General features: G+C 49.9%; 14 protein-coding genes, 1 tRNA gene and 1 pseudogene. 11 read left to right on the top strand and 5 right to left on the bottom strand.

What is annotated here, in order from left to right; translation table 11 throughout:
* Positions 1–155 precede the first annotated feature (155 nt).
* From ACKU4E_RS08290 to ACKU4E_RS08280, 3 genes are all read left to right on the top strand, one after another.
* Complete coding sequence (locus ACKU4E_RS08290; RefSeq protein ID WP_320170601.1) at positions 156–1,199, top strand: FUSC family membrane protein; 1,044 nt, start codon at positions 156–158, stop codon at positions 1,197–1,199.
* A complete protein-coding gene (locus ACKU4E_RS08285) occupies positions 1,189–2,283 on the top strand; it encodes an FUSC family protein (protein WP_320170600.1) in 1,095 nt (364 codons plus the stop codon). The genes ACKU4E_RS08290 and ACKU4E_RS08285 overlap by 11 nt, the downstream gene beginning before the upstream one ends.
* A 190-nt stretch (positions 2,284–2,473) precedes the next feature.
* Complete coding sequence (locus ACKU4E_RS08280; protein WP_320170599.1) at positions 2,474–3,613, top strand: AI-2E family transporter; 1,140 nt, start codon at positions 2,474–2,476, stop codon at positions 3,611–3,613.
* A 355-nt stretch (positions 3,614–3,968) separates the two neighbouring features.
* Here the strand turns inward: ACKU4E_RS08280 and ACKU4E_RS08275 are convergent, their stop codons facing one another.
* A complete protein-coding gene (locus tag ACKU4E_RS08275) occupies positions 3,969–4,949 on the bottom strand; it encodes a pentapeptide repeat-containing protein (protein ID WP_320170598.1) in 981 nt (326 codons plus the stop codon).
* A gap of 72 nt (positions 4,950–5,021) precedes the next feature.
* A pseudogene (locus ACKU4E_RS08270) lies at positions 5,022–5,762 on the bottom strand (pentapeptide repeat-containing protein); the annotation flags it as partial.
* Between ACKU4E_RS08270 and ACKU4E_RS08265 the strand changes: the two are divergent.
* Positions 5,673–6,005: a hypothetical protein gene (locus ACKU4E_RS08265; RefSeq protein WP_320170597.1), complete on the top strand. Its 333-nt coding sequence runs from the start codon at positions 5,673–5,675 to the stop codon at positions 6,003–6,005. The pseudogene ACKU4E_RS08270 and the gene ACKU4E_RS08265 sit on opposite strands and share 90 nt — an antisense overlap.
* A 202-nt stretch (positions 6,006–6,207) precedes the next feature.
* Here the strand turns inward: ACKU4E_RS08265 and ACKU4E_RS08260 are convergent, their stop codons facing one another.
* Together ACKU4E_RS08260 and ACKU4E_RS08255 are read right to left on the bottom strand one after the other, a co-directional pair.
* On the bottom strand, positions 6,208–6,546 hold the full coding sequence (locus ACKU4E_RS08260) for a type II toxin-antitoxin system HicB family antitoxin (protein ID WP_320170596.1): 339 nt from the start codon (positions 6,544–6,546) through the stop codon (positions 6,208–6,210).
* The gene (locus tag ACKU4E_RS08255; protein ID WP_320170595.1) at positions 6,543–6,713 is read right to left on the bottom strand and encodes a type II toxin-antitoxin system HicA family toxin; all 171 of its coding nucleotides are present in this window, start codon (positions 6,711–6,713) and stop codon (positions 6,543–6,545) included. The genes ACKU4E_RS08260 and ACKU4E_RS08255 overlap by 4 nt, the downstream gene beginning before the upstream one ends.
* A 134-nt stretch (positions 6,714–6,847) precedes the next feature.
* On the opposite strand from ACKU4E_RS08255, the gene ACKU4E_RS08250 reads away from it, so the two are divergent.
* Positions 6,848–8,023 carry an ISL3 family transposase gene (locus ACKU4E_RS08250; RefSeq protein WP_320170096.1) on the top strand — a complete coding sequence of 392 codons (1,176 nt, stop codon included), beginning with the start codon at positions 6,848–6,850 and terminating at the stop codon, positions 8,021–8,023.
* A 139-nt stretch (positions 8,024–8,162) separates the two neighbouring features.
* Here the strand turns inward: ACKU4E_RS08250 and ACKU4E_RS08245 are convergent.
* Positions 8,163–8,239 (bottom strand) — tRNA-Pro (locus tag ACKU4E_RS08245).
* 365 nt (positions 8,240–8,604) lie between these two features.
* On the opposite strand from ACKU4E_RS08245, the gene ACKU4E_RS08240 reads away from it, so the two are divergent.
* From ACKU4E_RS08240 to ACKU4E_RS08215, 6 genes are read left to right on the top strand one after another with little or no spacing between them, the layout of a single operon-like run.
* The gene (locus tag ACKU4E_RS08240; RefSeq protein WP_320170594.1) at positions 8,605–9,651 is read left to right on the top strand and encodes a chemotaxis response regulator protein-glutamate methylesterase; all 1,047 of its coding nucleotides are present in this window, start codon (positions 8,605–8,607) and stop codon (positions 9,649–9,651) included.
* Positions 9,652–9,711: 60 nt separating this feature from the next.
* Positions 9,712–11,640: a HEAT repeat domain-containing protein gene (locus ACKU4E_RS08235; protein ID WP_320170593.1), complete on the top strand. Its 1,929-nt coding sequence runs from the start codon at positions 9,712–9,714 to the stop codon at positions 11,638–11,640.
* Complete coding sequence (locus ACKU4E_RS08230; protein WP_320170592.1) at positions 11,641–12,519, top strand: protein-glutamate O-methyltransferase CheR; 879 nt, start codon at positions 11,641–11,643, stop codon at positions 12,517–12,519.
* A 39-nt stretch (positions 12,520–12,558) separates the two neighbouring features.
* Positions 12,559–13,377: a ParA family protein gene (locus ACKU4E_RS08225; RefSeq protein ID WP_320170591.1), complete on the top strand. Its 819-nt coding sequence runs from the start codon at positions 12,559–12,561 to the stop codon at positions 13,375–13,377.
* Positions 13,364–14,065 (top strand): chemotaxis protein CheW, encoded by a 702-nt coding sequence (locus tag ACKU4E_RS08220; RefSeq protein ID WP_320170590.1) that lies wholly within the window; start codon positions 13,364–13,366, stop codon positions 14,063–14,065. Before ACKU4E_RS08225 ends, ACKU4E_RS08220 begins: the two co-directional genes overlap by 14 nt.
* Positions 14,058–14,426, top strand: coding sequence for a response regulator (locus ACKU4E_RS08215; RefSeq protein WP_320170589.1), 369 nt, complete (start codon positions 14,058–14,060; stop codon positions 14,424–14,426). The genes ACKU4E_RS08220 and ACKU4E_RS08215 overlap by 8 nt, the downstream gene beginning before the upstream one ends.
* Positions 14,427–14,504: the final 78 nt, after the last annotated feature.

The raw sequence follows: 14,504 nt of genomic DNA, 5'->3' as shown, positions 1-14,504 counted from the left end.
TGTTTCAGGATTTTTTTTTGCTTTTGTCCCGGCACCCTAACGTAGCCTGTCCGACTTGAAGTTTAAACACTGCTGATTTAATGTACTAGGTGATGTATAAGATAATATCCGAATTTTATAGAATTTTTATCAGGCCGGTCGATCCGGGGCTTTTCATGACCAAGTATGCCCTCAAATCGGTCGCAGCCTGTGTCGCGGCTATTTTTCTGGCCTGGCTGGTCGGTTCGGAAGCAGGCACCATTCAATGGTGCGCTTACGGCTCGCTGGCAGTTTCCATTTTCCGGTCCGGCAGCACGCTTGCCAGGCGCAAGATGGTGGCGGCGGCAATAACCGCAGCGACGGTCTGTCTGGTTCCTGTCTCAACGGTGTTCGGAAACTGGCCGGGCTTTCTGGAAGTATACCTTTTCCTGCTTGCATTTGCCGTCTTTTTCATACCTGTGCTCGGTATGTCTGCGGCTACAGCCGGCATCGGAACTCTTATCGTGAACATGCTGGCTCTTACTTCCCCGGATACTTTTGCCGCCGGACTGCATCGGTCCGTGGCTCTGTTTTTCGGTGCATCGGTCTCCTATATCGTTCTGTTCTACGTCTTCCCCATGAAACCGGAGCAGGTCCTCAACCGGGCCGGAGCGGTCGCCCTTACAGATATAGGTGATTATTTTCGCGCCGTGGCTTCCTCCTCCGGAAGTGATGATGACCTGCGGGAAATTGCGCAGGTTCATGAACGGTCCGTTGAATCGATCCGCAGGTACAGGAGTTTTATGGAAGCCATGAATGTCGACCCGGTAAAGCATCTCGGCAGCTACGAAGGGCCGTCGGCTCTGTACGCTCTCCTTGTGCGGATGTTCGAGGCTGTTGTGGGACTTGCCAACAGCAGACAGTTCGCGGACCACAGTCCCGTGTTTTCCGGCATGCGTTTCAAATTCAGTGATATTGCAGGCCGGAGTTCGGTTGTTTTTGATGTTCTCGCCGCAAGGCTTTCCACCGGAAAGGGGGAAGTAAATCTCGGCGAAATAGAGAAGGGCATCGCAGATCTGGAATCCGAACTGCTGCAACTGGGCGCGTACAAGAGAGATGCCGGATTGCGGGATGAATTTCTGGAAGCCTGGGGGGCCATATACGGTCTCAGGAATCTTGTGCTTGAATTTACCGAGATGAACAGGCTCAGCTGTTCCGGGGGGAGTTGCAGTGTTCGCTGATCTGGTTGCAACCATCCGCCGGGAGTTTCGGACCGACTCTGTGGCATTCAGGCACGCAATCAAGGCTGCCACGGCCATTACTTTTGCCGTTGTCGCGGCCAGATTTCTGGAACTGCGCCATGCAGTCTGGCTGCCGGTAAGTGTTATCGTAATCATGCGGCCTTCGGTCGGGGGCACTTTGCGTATGGGCTGGCGCAGGTTGTGGGGAACTGCAATCGGTGCTGCCATCGGGGTGGTAATCCTGTTTCTCAATCCCGGCACTGTGGTTCTCGGAGTATTGACTGCGCTTGCCTTTTTCCTTGTCATACTGCTGCGGGTTTTTAACTACACAGCCTTTTCATGCTGCCTCGCCGCCGGGAGTATACTTCTGCTGGGCATAGTCTTTACGGATGGCTGGCAGTTCGGTCTGGAGCGTATACTGGATACTTTTCTGGGAGTTTCCATCGGTATTGCGGCTTCTTTCGGTGTCTGGCCGAATCTGGCCCGCAAGAACCTGCGCGAGAAGATGGGGAGCCTTGTAACCGCGCAGGGAGTGCATTTCAAAAAATTGTCGGAATCATATCTTTATGGCGGGGTGAAAGAATCGGAGCTTGTTGCCAGCCGCATCGAGGCATCCCAGATGCTGGACAAATGCTCGGAATCTTTCCGGGAAGCTGCGGCCGAGCCGGGTCTGCAGGTCTGGCAGCGTGAAGACCTTACTCGCCTGCTGCGAACCTTTACCCGCATGCACAGCCTGCTGGTAAGCATGTCCACTATCATACGCCGTGGTTACGGCGGACCTTTGCCTTCCATTGCAGACGGTATGCGGAGCATACTTACCCAGACCATTGACTATTACGCATGGCTTGAGTGTTATGCCCTCACGTCGGACGATTGCCCGGAGCAGCCTGATTTCGACAAGGCGGTAAACGAGTTCATGAAGGCGGTCGGTGATGCCCGTATTCGAGGAGATTTTGAAGATGTTCCCCTTGAGCGGCGCAACAACATTTCGGCTTTTATCTGGAACATTCGCGCGCTTGGCAGTGAAATAGAGCGAGCCGGGCGGCGAATGCGCGAACTGCGTTACGGCCGGGCCGAGGATTGATGCCTTTTTGATGCGCTTCGCGCTCTTGATGGTCTGATTGCGCCGCTGGCGGCCAAAGGCGAAATTAAATTATTAAAAGCGCGCAGCGCATCAAATTCAGTGCCTTAAATATTTTTTTGAAAAATTAATGAAATAGCCAAATCAATATTTGTCTTTAATCGGTGCATCCCTAAATACAGGAAGGTCAGTGATGCTTGATCAAAACGGTCCCTATACTTTCGACAGGGTTGTCCGTCTGGTTCTCGCGGCGGGGTTCATCTGGGTAAGCATACAGCTTCTGCGTACGCTTAGTGATGTGCTGATACCGTTTGCCGTGGCCTTGACCCTGGCCTACATGCTTAACCCTCTGGTCGGTTTCACGGCCAGATACATCCGCAACCGCACGGCCGCGGTGCTGGTAACGCTGATAGTCCTGCTTGTTCCGACAGTAAAACTGTGCTGGCTGGCTCTGCGCATGGTCGGTGGGGAATTGAAACATACTGGGCAACTGCTGGCCAAGCTTGTTAACGATTCCAATGTTGCCCGCAGGGCGGCCGAATACATCCCGGACGATATCTGGCAGAAGGTGCTGGATATAGCAAAGCAGGAGGATGTGCGTTCCTTTCTCAGTGAATCGGGCCTGAGTGATTTTTTGCAGACCACGGCCCACAAGGCCCTGCCGGGCATCTGGAATCTGGTCAGCGGTTCCGCTCAGACCATGATTGCATTTGCCGGAATTTTTGTGATTCTCCTCTATCTGGTCTTTCTGCTGAGCGATTACGACCGGCTGTCCCGCTGGCGGGAATTTCTGCCTGACACCATCCGCAGCAGGGTGGGAGCGTTTGTGGATGAATTCACTGCCGTCACCAATCGTTATTTCCGTACGCAGGCCCTGATCGCTTTGGTGGTGGGCTGCCTTTTCTCCATCGGTTTTGTGATCGTAAAACTGCCGCTGGCAATCCTGCTGGGCATGTTCATAGGGCTGTTGAATATGGTGCCTTATCTGCAGATTATCGGTCTGATTCCGGCCTTTTTCCTTGCCGGAGCGGACGCTCTGGCTACCGGTGGAAATCTCTGGGTGGCACTAGGCGGTGTGGCCCTTGTTTTTGCCGTGGTGCAGGTTCTTCAGGACGCGGTATTGGTTCCGAAGCTTCAGGGGGAGAGCATGGGGCTGGCACCGTGGATGATACTGCTTTCACTTTCCGTATGGGGAAAATTGCTTGGGTTCCTCGGTGTGGTTATGGCTCTTCCTTTAAGCTGCATGGTGCTGGCCTTTTACCGGCGGTACGTGAAAGAGAAAGAGGAACTGCGTGCTGAAGGGACGCTCGCTATTGAGGACGGCGGGGAGTAGATTCTTGCCCGATAGATAGCTTTGCGGTTGAAAATTGATTAATCGTGCCGGTGTTTCTTTTTGAAGTTGCGTCCTATCCGTCATCTCCTTTGATTCTACTTCTGTTGCTGCATTTAACTTTTCGGCAAAATAGATCGGTTTTATAAAAATATTTAAATAGAAATATAAGTTATTTTAGCTATCTGTTTGAGTTGATATTGCGGCAAACATTCCGGCAAAAATTTCGGGAGTGTTTATGCTTGTTCCTGATCATCAGTGAGTAACAACTTTGGCCTGCGGAACTTTGAGATTTTCCGTGTCCTTGCGGGGTGTATTCGACCCTTTGCTTATGGGCGCGGGCATTCCTGAGGCCGGTTCAGCGGCGTAGTTTGTTGCGCAGCGCAAAACCGAAAAGGGCGGCCTGTACCGATATAGCCACGTTGAATAGTGCCCTGAACAGTTCATTCCAGCCGGTTGGTTGAAGTTTGTCTATTTTCAATAGAGGCATGTACCACAGCCAGGATTTGATGAATCCTCCTGATACCTCGGGCAACTGTGCTGTGGCAGATGTTTGCGTTGCCTGCGCTGCGTCCGGGCCAAAGAAAGCGGCAACCATTGCGCCGAAAATGAAAACCAGCAGCCACGCTCCGGCTCTGAGCGGTTCTTCTCCATAGCCGGAAACAAGCCAGTAGGCTGTGTTTAGGAACCGTATGAAAGGAGTGCTCTTTTTTTCCGCAGCTGCAACCAGCCCGGCTGTTTTTTGCTGGAAATCCTCAATGCCGCAGGGCAGGTAATCGCAGACCTTTGCGTATATATTTTCGATTATTCCGGGCCCGTTTTCTTCCCGCAGCCTTTTACGAAGCATTTCTTTTTCTTTGTAATGCCAGGTTGATGCCCGCATTTCATCGTTGTTTTCACGGGCAACTTTTTTCAGTCTCCGGTATATTTCTTCCAACTGCCGGTATATTTTTTCCAGTTCGGCGGGTTTGCGCTTCTCTTTGCATTCAAGTTTGACCGTCTCATCACGAATGATTCTGTGCCCGTTTTTACCCTTTGGCCATGTACATTCAGTAAATTGAAATGATTCAATATTGGTTTCCGAGAGGCTTAAGAGGGAAAGGTCTGCGGCTTCAACGAGAATGGTTTCCTTGGAGATTGTTCCGGCAAAAGAGGTCGGGGCCAGAAATTTTACATTGCGGAAATAGGTCCATTCCTTGAAAAGGGCATGGCGGAAGGAAACAGGGCCGTAAAAGCGGGTTTTTTCGAAATTAGAGTATTCGTGGAAGATTGCGTTGGTGAAGGTTGTTTTATCTAAAAAGAAAGCTCCATCCAGATGGGTAGGACCTTTGAATTCCATCTGGTCGAAATTTGCTCTGTTAATGGCAGCGTCTTTCAGCAGCAGCTGCTTGCGGGATTCCGCCCTTTTAAAATTGGCCTTATGAAAGCCGCAGCCAGTAAAGTCGGTATCTTCCCTGAACTGGGTTTGATTAAAGGAGCAGGCTCGGAGGAAGTCACAATGCCCAAAGTCAGAGTTTTTCCGAAACTGGCAGTTTGAAAATGTGCCGCTGTCGCAAAAAAGCGAGTTGGAAAAGTCTGTCTCTTTTCGGAATTGGGTTCCAGCGAAAGTATATCTATTAAGAAATAGCGAATTTTGGAAATAGGTGTTCCCCCGGAACTGCGATTTGCCGAAATAAGCGTCCCCCCGGAACTGCGATCCGCTAAAAGAAGTTGCCTCCCAGAACTGCGATTCGCTGAAATAAGTTGCTTTACAGAATTGCGATTTATTAAAATAAGCGTTGCCTCGGAACTGCGATTCCCTGAAATAAACCATCTCCTGGAACTGCGATTCCGCGAAATAAGCGATCCCCCGGAATTGCGATTTCGCGAAATAAGCGATTTTCTGGAATTGTGATTTTCGGAAATCAGTGTCCTCCCGGAACTGCGATTCTTTGAAAGAAGAATTTCCCCAGAATTGTGATTTCTCGAACTCAGCTTCCCCCCAGAACTGTGAGTTCTGAAAATTTACCGGGGGTAGATATATATTGTTTTTTGAGTTGAAGTCTGAAAATGAAATGAAGACATGAAAAATTGTACCTGCAAAATTGCATCTTGGGTTCCAGTCAAGATAATAAAACTTATCCCGCTCTTCATCCTCCCCGGCATCCAACACTCCTTGTATTCGGTCAAATACAAGCTGGTTGAATTTGTTACCATCCATCAGGGGCGGCTTTTCCCCTCCTTCCCGCTCATCATAAAGCTCGACAAATTTGCAGTCAGCCGGAGCATGGAAAATGCAGTATTTGTTTCCTTCCTTATCTATGTACCTGATGGGATAGCTGGGGCCAGTGGGATTATCCTGACACCAGTTGTGATATTTTTCTCCGATGCAACAGCCCATATTTCAACCTTTTAGCGTTAATTATTTGCAGGATCAGAACTGCATACAGCATTACCGTATACTTAATCCAGAGTTGCGGGACGGAAAAATTAATATTGGTGTAGGCGGTGTGGGGTGGAGTGTTTTGTGCGGGCAGTCGAGACAAAAAGCAACGGCAGGAAATTTGATCAATCGGGTTTGCGCCCCTTTCTTCGGTGTAGCCCCATCTTTCTGCCCGCTACCGAGTCTCTTTTACTCTGTCGGTCAAGGCATCGGTTATCCATGCGTTCAGACTCTTGCCGGATATGGCTGCGGCTGCCGCAGCTTCCCTGTGGAGTTCCGGTTTTATGCGCAGATGCAGTTTTCCGGAATACGGTTTTGCCGGTTCCTCCCCTTCTTCGCGGCAGAAATCCAGATAATCTTCAACAGAGTCAGCCAGGGCGGATTTCAGTTCATCAATGCTTCGGCCCTGAAAAGTTACCACGTCCTTGAGGTTTATGACCTCGCCGTGAAAAATATCTGCGTCAGGGTCATAATCAAACTTTCCCAGATAGCCTTTATATTGGATGGTGTTCATGGCTTTACTCCTGCTTCTTCAAGGAAACGTCGTACAGATTTTACCGCGCCTTTATCCGTCGTAGGCTCTGGATGCGGTCGGTGGAAAATGGCTTTTATCCCGCCCAGCTTAAACCGAATCCGTGATCCTCGTCCTTCCGATTTGACGGCACCGATAGCCGCAAGCAACGCTTCGATATCTGCCGGCTCTACCTCAAAGAAAGGGGCGATGACTTAATCCGATAAAAAGAAAGGCATACCGAACCGACTCGATATGCCCTATAAATTGATCAAATTTCCGACCAAAGAAAGGAGATCAATTTATGGATCGAATCTTAATCGGCCTGCCCGATTTTGCAATCAAAAATGTGGTGTCGTATTTTCCGATAATTCTTGAGGTAGAGTGGACAGGCAAGCCAATTTGTCCTCGGTGCCGAAGTTCTTCATTTCGGATCAAGGATACGTTCAGGCGATTTATCAAGAGCATTCCGCATAACGGGCGCGCATCGATTTTGCGGGTAAAGTGCCACAAGTATCACTGCAAGGATTGTGGTCGATATTTCAACACCCGTATGGACGGGATTAAGAAGTGGAGCCGCTCTACCGAAATTTTAAAGCGCGAAGTTTTTCGGCAGTACAACAACGGATCATGTAACAAGACCATTGCCAGTGAAAACGGAATCGGAGTTTCCAGCGTGGAGCGATTTTATCATCAGGTCATCAATCTAAAAGTCCGACAGCGCAGCAACTGGAAGTGTCCTCGGTATCTCGGAATTGATGAGCATCGTTTCACACGCAAAGTGGGGTTTGCAACCACGTTTTGCGACCTTGCAAACAATAAAATTTTTGACATAGCCATGGGCCGCAGTGCCGCTGAATTACTTCCCTTTCTCAGGACTCTTAAAGGGCGGAGTAAGGTAAAAGTAGTTTGTATAGATATGAATTCTGCTTATAGGCATATGGTCAAAACCTGGTTTCCGAACGCCCGGATTGTTTCGGATCGCTTTCACGTAATTCGGCTGGTGAACCAGCATTTCAGCAAGACCTGCAAGCTGATCGATGAAGAAAATATTTCGTATGGTCGGGGTGGAATTTTGCGGGCCATGCTGTGTCGGCAGGACCGTTTGTCAGACAAAAGGAAAGAGCTTTTATCTAAATATTTTGAGGCGCAACCGGCAATCGAAAGTCTTTACCACTTCTGCCATGAACTGAACGATCTGCTCAGAGTTAGGGCACAAAATGGCCGTAGCTGCAAAAAATACATTTTCGAACTGCTTGATAAAATCAAGCAACTTCAGCAGAGTCCTTTTGCTCCGCTTCGAACGCTGGGCAGAACTCTGAATAGCTGGAAAGAGGAAGTGGCCCGGATGTTTCGTTACGGTAAAAGCAACGGAACAACCGAAGGATTTCATCGGAAGATGAAACTTATCCAGAGGCGGGCATACGGATTTAGAAATTTCGAAAACTATCGGCTGCGTGTACGGGTTTTGTGCGGGTAGTCGAGAAGAAAATCAACGGTTGGAAATTTGATCATTCGGGCTTGTGCCCCTTTCTTTGGTGTAGACCCTATCATGTCAAGTGTTTGTATTACCAAAAATAAAAGGGTTTACGAATTGCTTCGTAAACCCTTGTATTATCTGGTCGGGATGAGAGGATTTGAACCTCCGGTCTCTGCGTCCCGAACGCAGCGCTCTACCAGACTGAGCCACATCCCGTCGTGCGAAGAGGGTAGTTAGCCAAAGATCGCGGATATGGCAAGTAAAAAATAGAGAAAAAAAATAATTTCAAATCTGTCAGCGATATTTTTTTAATAGCCTTGTGCAGGAACAAGCGTTATTTTAATCTTGCTTATTTTCGTTCGGGGAAAAGAGCGGCGTGCAGACTGAAACGGTTTTTTTGTGAAATTCAGGCTGTTTGTTGGACAAAAATGCTCATATATGCGAAGTTTATTTACGGTTGTTGTACATTGTGTTGGTTCTTTTGCAAAAAATGGTTTACCCTGTAACTAATTAGCCTTTTTTATACAAACGCTTAAGTGTAATGTAGCCGCTGACGCCGTAGGAACAAGGAGACTTGGTTAGTGATAAATGTCGTAGTCGTAGATGATTCCGCCTTCATGCGCAAAGCCATCAGTACGATGCTGGAAAAGGATCCGGACATCAAGGTTGTGGCCACTGCCCGTGACGGAGAAGAAGGACTGAGGACTGTCAGGAAATATAATCCCGATGTCGTCACCCTTGATATTGAAATGCCCAAGATGGACGGCCTTACCGCTTTGCGGCACATAATGATGGAAATGCCGCGTCCTGTGCTCATGGTCAGTTCCCTGACCACCGAAGGAGCAGAAGCGACCCTGAAGGCCATGGATCTCGGGGCAGTTGATTTTATTCCCAAGCAGCTTTCCAAAGTCTCCCTTGATATCGTTAAGATTGAGCGTGATCTTATTTCCAAGGTCAAGTCTGTTGCCAAGCGTAAGATGCGTCCCATTCCGCGCATAAGATCAGCTGCTGCCCGCCGTCCTGCCGCTCCGGTCAGAACCCATGCAGGCAGGCCCAAGCGCGATGTCGTGGTTATAGGTGTTTCCACAGGTGGGCCGCCGGCCGTGCAGAAGATACTTTCTTCGCTTCCGGCTGATTTTCCTGCCGGCATCGTGATAGCACAGCATATGCCCAAAGCCTTTACCGGGCCGTTTGCCAGCAGACTGAACGGAGTAAGTCCGTTGAAGGTAAAAGAGGCGGAAACCGGCGACAGGCTGCTTCCCGGGCATGTTTTTGTGGCTCCCGGGGGTTCTCACCTGATAATCAGTCAGAAAGTGAGCCGAATTGAGATTATTGTTACACCCGACCCCAAAGAGGCCCTGTACAAGCCTTCTGCCAATGTGCTGGTTTCTTCCGTTGCAAACGCGGTGGGCAGGCGCGCCCTCGGTGTTATACTTACCGGCATGGGCAACGATGGCCGGGACGGCATAAGGGAACTCAAAGGAAAGGGTGGGCGGGCCATTGCCCAGAGTGATTCCTCCTGTGTGGTTTACGGCATGCCCAAAGCTATTGTGGACGACGGGCTTGCGGACGAAATTGTGGATATTGAAGATATGGCAGCGGCCATAATCAATAATCTTTACCTGTAGAAATTAGACAGCGTGCAACCGTAAGCTGTTTTGCGGCTTTAAAAAAAATGGGGACTGGCAATGACGGATTGTTCAAAGGTTCTGGAAAACCTTAAAAGCGATGACAATGAAATTATCCGTGAGGCAGCTTTTCAGGCGGGGGATCACGGCTGCACAGAAGCTGTGCCCATGCTTGCGGATCTCCTGAAATCCAACCATCTCGGGCTGCAGGAAGCTGCCGACCACGCTTTGCGCAGCATCGGGGGAAAGAATGTCGTCCGGGCTGTGGTTCCGCTCCTGCGCTCCGATGATGCTCCGGTGCGCAACCTGTCCATGGATATCCTCCGGGAAATCGGCGATCAGGACTTTCCTTCGCTGGTGGCACTGGTGCACGATGAAGATCCGGATATAAGAATTTTTGCTACCGACATTCTGGGATCTACCGACAGTTTCATGGCGGTAGACCCGCTGTGTGATGCGCTGCTCAAGGACCCCGAGGTCAACGTGCGCTATCAGGCGGCAGTAAGTCTCGGAGATCTTGCCAACCCCGCTGCGGCCCGTTGCCTGAACAAGGCCATGCAGGATGACGAGTGGGTTCAGTATGCGGTTATCGAAGCTCTGGCCAAAATCAAACATTCCAGTTCGGTCGATGCGCTGGTCAAGGCTCTGAATACCAGCTCCGACCTTGTGGCTTCCATGATTGTCGATGCCCTGGGGGAGATGGGCAACATCAAGGCCGTGACCATGCTGCTGAGGCATCTGGACAAGGCCCCCACAGCCCTGCGTAACAAGATTGTAAAGGCCATTGTCGGCATCCTCGGCGGCAAGTCTCTCAAGCTGCTCTCCGCAGTGGAACGCGAAAAGCTGCGGGAGTACATGCTCATAGCTCTCAAGGACGAGGATACGGATGTACAGGACGCGGCGATCAGCGGATTGAGCTTCGTCGGGGGTGAAAAGGCCACCGAGGAAGTTTTCAATATTGCCTGCAAGCTTGACCCCGACCGTGATCGTGACAGGCTTGCCCGTATTGTCGACGATATGTCCAACCTGACTTTCAACAATGCCATGGTCGATGCGCTCGGCAGCGACAACTCCAACAAGGCCGCCCTTGCTGTCCAACTTCTGGCCCGCCTTGAAGATGACGCAGTTTCAGGGGCACTGATGGGGGCATTTGCCGACAGTGATCGGGACATCAAGCGCGCGATTCTTGAAGCCCTTCTGATTACTGCGGGAGATGAGGCCCGTGTCTTTTTCGAGGATGTGCTGGAAAACGAGCAGGACGGTTCCATGCTCAAGTCGGCCATCCATTTTCTCGGAGGCAAACTGCGTGATGAAAACGCGGTTGACTCCATTTTTGCTCTGCTCAGCCATCCTTATGACGATGTCAAGGAGGCTGCTCTCGACGCCTGCGTTGCCATCGGCGGTGACGAGGTGAACAGCCGGTTTATGGAACTGTTCAACAGTGATGATCCCATTGACCGCTTGATGGCTGTTTTTGCGATGGGTAAAATTGATGCCAGAGGCAATCTTGAATATATCCGGAGAGCTCTTGAGGACGAAGTGCCGGATATCAGGAAAATTGCCCTGGAGGCGCTGCATGACTGCGGTTCCGACGGTGACAGCATGTCCCTTGTCTTTTCCCGTCTGCATGATGAAAACCGTGATGTCCGGTTGACCGTGGTAGAGCTTCTTGGCAACTGCTACAAGAAGGAAGTGATACCCTATTTGATTCAGGCTCTTCAGGATGACGATGACTGGGTCCAGATCCGCGCGGCGGAAGCCCTGGGTGAGCATCGTGAAGAAAGTGCGCTGCCGCAATTAATAACAATGCTGGATTCTCCGCACAAACTTGTGGCCATCAAGGTTATTGAAGTTCTGGGAGCAATCGGTGGAACCATGGCGTTTCAGGCCCTGCTTGAAGCTTCCAATGCCGATGCCGACCCGGAAATACTTCAGGCTGCCGAAGAGGCCATTTCAAGAATCCAGGAAGAGCAAGGAGCTGGAGACTAGATGTCTTCTTTGTTTTCAAAGACCATATCACTGCGCAAAGAGTTGAAAATTTCCGAGCTGGAATTTACCCAGCTCAGGGATTTTATCTATGACCAGGCCGGTATTTTCATCGCAGGGAACCGCAAATACCTTCTTGAAAACCGGCTGTCCAACCGCCTGAAGGAACTTAACCTCAAGAGTTTCGGGGAATATTACTATTATCTGCAGTACGACCCCGGCAAGAAAGCGGAGCTTAACAAGCTGTTCGAGGTCATCACCACGAACGAGACAAGCTTTTATCGCAATCCGCCGCAGCTCAAGGTCTTTCAGACCAAGGTTCTTCCCGATGTTCTGGGCGAGTTGCGAAAGAAACATAAAAAGAGGCTGCGCATCTGGTCTGCCGGATGTTCTACTGGTGAGGAACCATACACTCTGGCCATGATCCTTCATGATGTGCTCGGAGCGGAACTGTCTTCCTGGGATATAAAGATCACTGCCAACGATCTGTCCGAAAGGGTTCTCAAGTCGGCCAGACGTGCTGTCTACAGCGAATACGCCCTGAGGACCACTCCGAAGGAAGCCGTGAGCAAGTTTTTTGACCAGGACGGTAAGCAGTACAAGGTAAAACCGGCCATAAAGCAGCTGGTCAGCTTCGGGCCGATCAACCTCAGCGACAGAATGCAGGTCAAACGTGTGGAACGTTCGGAGATTGTTTTCTGTCGTAACGTCATAATATATTTTGACGAGGCCATGAAGAAAAAGGTCATTAACGCCTTTTACGATAATCTGGTGCCGGGCGGATTTCTGATCATCGGGCATTCGGAGTCTCTGCACAACATTACCAGAGCCTTCAAACCGGTGCATCATCCCGGAGCTATTATCTATCAGAAACTGGAATAGCAGAGGTCTGCGGCAACATTTTAAATTCTGCGGACTTATATGGAAAACGATAGAGAAATGCAGTCCGGCGGTACTGCAGGCAGGGCCAGGGTAATGGCCATTGCCAACCAGAAGGGAGGAGTGGGCAAGACAACCACGGCTCTGACACTGGGAGAGGCTTTGAGCAGGCTTTCCAAAAGAGTGCTTGTTATAGACCTGGACCCCCATGCCAATGCCTCGGTGTATATGTCGTTTTTCCCGGAGATGGTGACCGTTTCGGCCCATGATCTTTTTTTCGATAATGTCGATTACAAGGTGGTGTGGCCGGCGATAGTTCAGAAGCGCGAGCATGTCGGGTTCGATTTTGTTCCGGCCTGCATACGGCTTTCCGAACTGGAAGTTGACTTGAAGGACAGGAAGAATAAGGGAATGGTGCTCTCCACGGCCCTTGAGGAAGTGAAAGAGTTCTATGATTATATTCTGATAGACTGTCCTCCGCATGTAGGGGTACTGCTGGTAAATGCCATCGTGGCTTCAGATTTTGTTCTGATACCTATTCAGACTGATTTTTTGGCCCTTTACGGCATCCGGCTGCTCTTTGACACAATAAAGATTTTGAACAAGGTGTTACCGAGTCCGGTAAGGTTCAGGGCTCTGCCGACCATGTATGACGGCAGGGCGGGAGCATGCAGGAAAATTTTGAACCTGATCAGGAGAAAACTCGGAAATAAGGTTTTCAGCACCATAATACATATGGATACGAAATTTAGAGAGGCCTGCGCCAGTGGACGGATCATCTTTGATATTGACCCGAAGACAAGAGGCGCACTGGAATATATGCAGCTGGCAAGAGAGATTTTAAGAAATGAAAACTCCTGAGGAATATTTCGTAGAAAGCGTGAACCTTCCGAGCGAGGAAATACAGAACGGGTCTTATACCGATGCCGAAGCAGCCTTTATGGACAAGTACATCGGCATCGGCGGACAGGCTGCTCTTGGAAGCATGGAGCGTGTTGATCCGAGGGGCGATTCGACCTATCCCGGCTTGGGAATTGCGCCGGGTACAGACGATTACGCAACTGACACCCTCGATCCTGATTATGAAGAGAAGCTGAAGGACGATGATGAGATTCAGTTGGTCAGTTTCGTTGTGGGAGACAGGGAATACGGTTTGCCCATCATGCTTATTCAGGAAGTTGTGCGCAAGGTTCCGGTCACGCTTCTGCCTGCGGCTCCCAGATTTATGCAGGGAGTCATCAACCTGCGGGGAAGGGTTACACCCGTACTGGATCTGAGGCATCTGCTGCATGACGGAAAAGGGGTGCGTGATAAGTTTGTAGTCGTTTGCAAACATAAGGGACTTCAAATAGGATTAGCTATAAGCGCGGTGCGCACCATGTATCGCGTGGATAAAAAAGACCTTGTATGGGGCGTGGAATCAGAGGTGGGAGTGGCGTCCGAATTTCTGCTTGGTCTTTATAAAAACGGGGACAAACTGGTCAACATTCTTTCCGTCGACAGGCTTGTTGAGCAGATTTTAAAGAGTGAAGGAGAGGGAAATGCCTAAACATATTCTGATTGTGGACGATTCAAAGACTGTAAGAAACCTCGTTGCCTTCATCATGAAAAAAGAAGGATTCAAGGTTACCACTGCAGAAGACGGGCTGGACGGGCTGGAAAAGCTGTACAGTCTTGATCATGTCGACCTTATTATTTCCGACGTGAACATGCCCAGAATGGACGGATTCACGTATATCAGGACCGTGCGGGAACAGGATGCCTACAAGGATATTCCTATTATCGTACTCTCCACTGAAGGTCAGGAAAAAGACATTCAGACAGGCTTGAGCCTGGGAGCGAATCTTTACATGGTCAAACCCGCTCAGCCTGAGAAAATGGTAAAAAATATCAAAATGCTTCTGGGCTGATACGGTTGAACAATTCTGCTGTGACCGGATTCAGTTGCGGAATTTGAACAGAATAAAGACGAACTTTTAATACAGGGG

The sequence above is a fragment of the Maridesulfovibrio sp. genome (genome assembly GCF_963677005.1).
Lineage (GTDB): Bacteria > Desulfobacterota > Desulfovibrionia > Desulfovibrionales > Desulfovibrionaceae > Maridesulfovibrio.
Note: the sequence above shows the minus strand (reverse complement) of the source record. Positions and strands in the feature narration are given on the sequence as shown.

What these genes read in the sequence shown, in the direction of transcription:
- ACKU4E_RS08290 (WP_320170601.1), top strand. Translation starts at nt 156, where the DNA reads ATGACCAAGTATGCCCTCAAATCGGTCGCAGCCTGTGTCGCGGCTATT.
- ACKU4E_RS08280 (WP_320170599.1), top strand. Translation starts at nt 2,474, where the DNA reads ATGCTTGATCAAAACGGTCCCTATACTTTCGACAGGGTTGTCCGTCTG.
- ACKU4E_RS08275 (WP_320170598.1), bottom strand. Translation starts at nt 4,949, where the DNA reads ATGGAATTCAAAGGTCCTACCCATCTGGATGGAGCTTTCTTTTTAGAT.
- ACKU4E_RS08265 (WP_320170597.1), top strand. Translation starts at nt 5,673, where the DNA reads ATGAAAAATTGTACCTGCAAAATTGCATCTTGGGTTCCAGTCAAGATA.
- ACKU4E_RS08260 (WP_320170596.1), bottom strand. Translation starts at nt 6,546, where the DNA reads ATGAACACCATCCAATATAAAGGCTATCTGGGAAAGTTTGATTATGAC.
- ACKU4E_RS08250 (WP_320170096.1), top strand. Translation starts at nt 6,848, where the DNA reads ATGGATCGAATCTTAATCGGCCTGCCCGATTTTGCAATCAAAAATGTG.
- ACKU4E_RS08235 (WP_320170593.1), top strand. Translation starts at nt 9,712, where the DNA reads ATGACGGATTGTTCAAAGGTTCTGGAAAACCTTAAAAGCGATGACAAT.
- ACKU4E_RS08230 (WP_320170592.1), top strand. Translation starts at nt 11,641, where the DNA reads ATGTCTTCTTTGTTTTCAAAGACCATATCACTGCGCAAAGAGTTGAAA.
- ACKU4E_RS08225 (WP_320170591.1), top strand. Translation starts at nt 12,559, where the DNA reads ATGGAAAACGATAGAGAAATGCAGTCCGGCGGTACTGCAGGCAGGGCC.
- ACKU4E_RS08220 (WP_320170590.1), top strand. Translation starts at nt 13,364, where the DNA reads ATGAAAACTCCTGAGGAATATTTCGTAGAAAGCGTGAACCTTCCGAGC.
- ACKU4E_RS08215 (WP_320170589.1), top strand. Translation starts at nt 14,058, where the DNA reads ATGCCTAAACATATTCTGATTGTGGACGATTCAAAGACTGTAAGAAAC.